The sequence below is a fragment of the Streptomyces sp. DvalAA-43 genome, from assembly GCF_900091725.1.
GTDB lineage: Bacteria > Actinomycetota > Actinomycetes > Streptomycetales > Streptomycetaceae > Streptomyces > Streptomyces pulveraceus.
In genome coordinates this window covers 1-1,597 of the sequence record NZ_FMBW01000011.1, presented here as the reverse complement: position 1 = coordinate 1,597, position 1,597 = coordinate 1, and the positions used below count along the sequence as shown (strand labels likewise).

General features: G+C 67.6%; 3 protein-coding genes. 2 read left to right on the top strand and 1 reads right to left on the bottom strand.

Going from position 1 to position 1,597, the window contains the following annotated elements; all coding sequences use genetic code 11:
* Positions 1 to 267 (bottom strand): hypothetical protein (locus GA0115234_RS02105; RefSeq protein WP_202553280.1); only part of this gene is annotated, 267 nt, incomplete at its 3' end.
* 446 nt (positions 268 to 713) lie between these two features.
* On the opposite strand from GA0115234_RS02105, the gene GA0115234_RS02100 reads away from it, so the two are divergent.
* Positions 714 to 1,151, top strand: a complete 438-nt coding sequence (locus tag GA0115234_RS02100; protein WP_093539095.1) for a hypothetical protein — start codon at positions 714 to 716, stop codon at positions 1,149 to 1,151.
* 20 nt (positions 1,152 to 1,171) lie between these two features.
* Positions 1,172 to 1,597 (top strand): hypothetical protein (locus tag GA0115234_RS02095; protein WP_141718371.1); only part of this gene is annotated, 426 nt, incomplete at its 3' end.

Genomic DNA, 1,597 nt, shown 5'->3' with positions numbered 1-1,597 from the left:
GTTGTTGCCGCCGCCGTTGTTGCCGCCGCCGTTGTTGCCGCCGCCCGTGGCAGGAGGGGAGAGCAGATTGAGGAGGTTGCCCAGGATCTGCGGGTTGTAGATGTACGTGTTGCCGCTGCCGATCGAGACATCCGGGCCCTGACCGGCGGAGCAGGCAGAGCAGCCCTCGTCTCCGCCATAGCCACCGGAACCGGCGGCGGCCAAGCCCGCGTTGGCGAAGACAAGACCGCCGCAAAGAGCCGCGACGACAGCAATTTTCCTGATCACATTCCACCTCTTCCTTGGTGATTTCATGCCATTCTGCGGGTTGCGTGTGCGTCATACCGCTGGGCGGCCCGACCACCAGCGCGCGCCTTGAGGCAAGTTCACTCCATCGGCCCGATAGCTGGGGGTGTGCTTCTCCAACAGCGAGACCCGGCGGACAAGCTCACCCAGAAGCAGCGCGAGGTCCTCGCGGAGCTCGGGGCGGAATGGGCGTGACACCGGCCGTGGCCGGTCGTTGAACCCGGTCGGGACAGACGTCACGTCGTCATGTCGCACAGGGACCCCGGGCGCTCATCATCCGCCTGGGGTCTTCTGCCCCCGGAACCCATGAACGGCGCCGTGCTCCTGGTGCTCGCCCCGGTACGCCATCCCGGAGACGTACAGCGGCGGACGACGACGTACACGGCCACCCCGGCCGGGACAGCCGGCCACACGAGAGGACCTGACCCATGACCGACACCGACCACACCGTCCGCGGCGACCAGTCCACCGCTGTCCTGCTCCAGCACGTCGAGGAGTTGCGGGGCGCGCTCGCGCACGCGGTCCGCCTCCTCTCCCACTCCGCCGGACGCGAGACGGCCGACAACCCCGGCCACGCGGAGCGGCTCATGACGACCGCCGTGCATCTGACGGATCTCCTCGCCCGCACCGCACCGGCCACGGCCCCGGACATCCTGGCGGTCACGGAGGCGAGCGACTACGTGCGGCACGGCGGCCTCACCAGGAGCGAGTGCCCCGAACGGCACCCGTCGCTCCTGCCGACCGCTGACCCGGATCCTGCCCCACACCTCTCCTCCGGCTATCGCGGAGAAAGACACCTCATGCAGCTAAGCCGTCAAATCAATCGACAGCCATCCACGCCGTCGGCGACGATGCGGTGCCGCTGATCGCCTTACCAGGAGCCTCTGTGTCGTCCAGAACCGCAGACATCGACTTCACGTTTGCGCGCGAGATCACGGTCCGGACCATCGTCGAGGCTCTGGCCACCTCAGGGTGGTCGCTGGAGGAGCCGCTCTCGTACATGGTCAACGACAATGACCTGTACGACTGGCAGTCGACCACCAACGACCACACGGGGGAGGTCCTGGCCTTCCTGGACGCGCCCGAGCATGCTGCGAAGTACCACGTCGCCGTCTGCGTCTACCACGCGCAAGCGGGCACCGGCGGTCAGCTCCTCTTCTTCCCGCACCGCACAGCCTGCAGCTTTAGCCCCACCATTAACCGGCGGAGCCTGCCAGGCTCGGCCGGCTTCACCGATGTGAGCTGGTACCTCCACGCACTGGTGCCGCCCCTGCTGGCCCTTGGGCTGGAAGGCTACGAAGCCCGGGACATC

Excerpts from the sequence above, each read along its gene's own strand:
- GA0115234_RS02100 (WP_093539095.1), top strand. The coding sequence starts at position 714 with ATGACCGACACCGACCACACCGTCCGCGGCGACCAGTCCACCGCTGTC.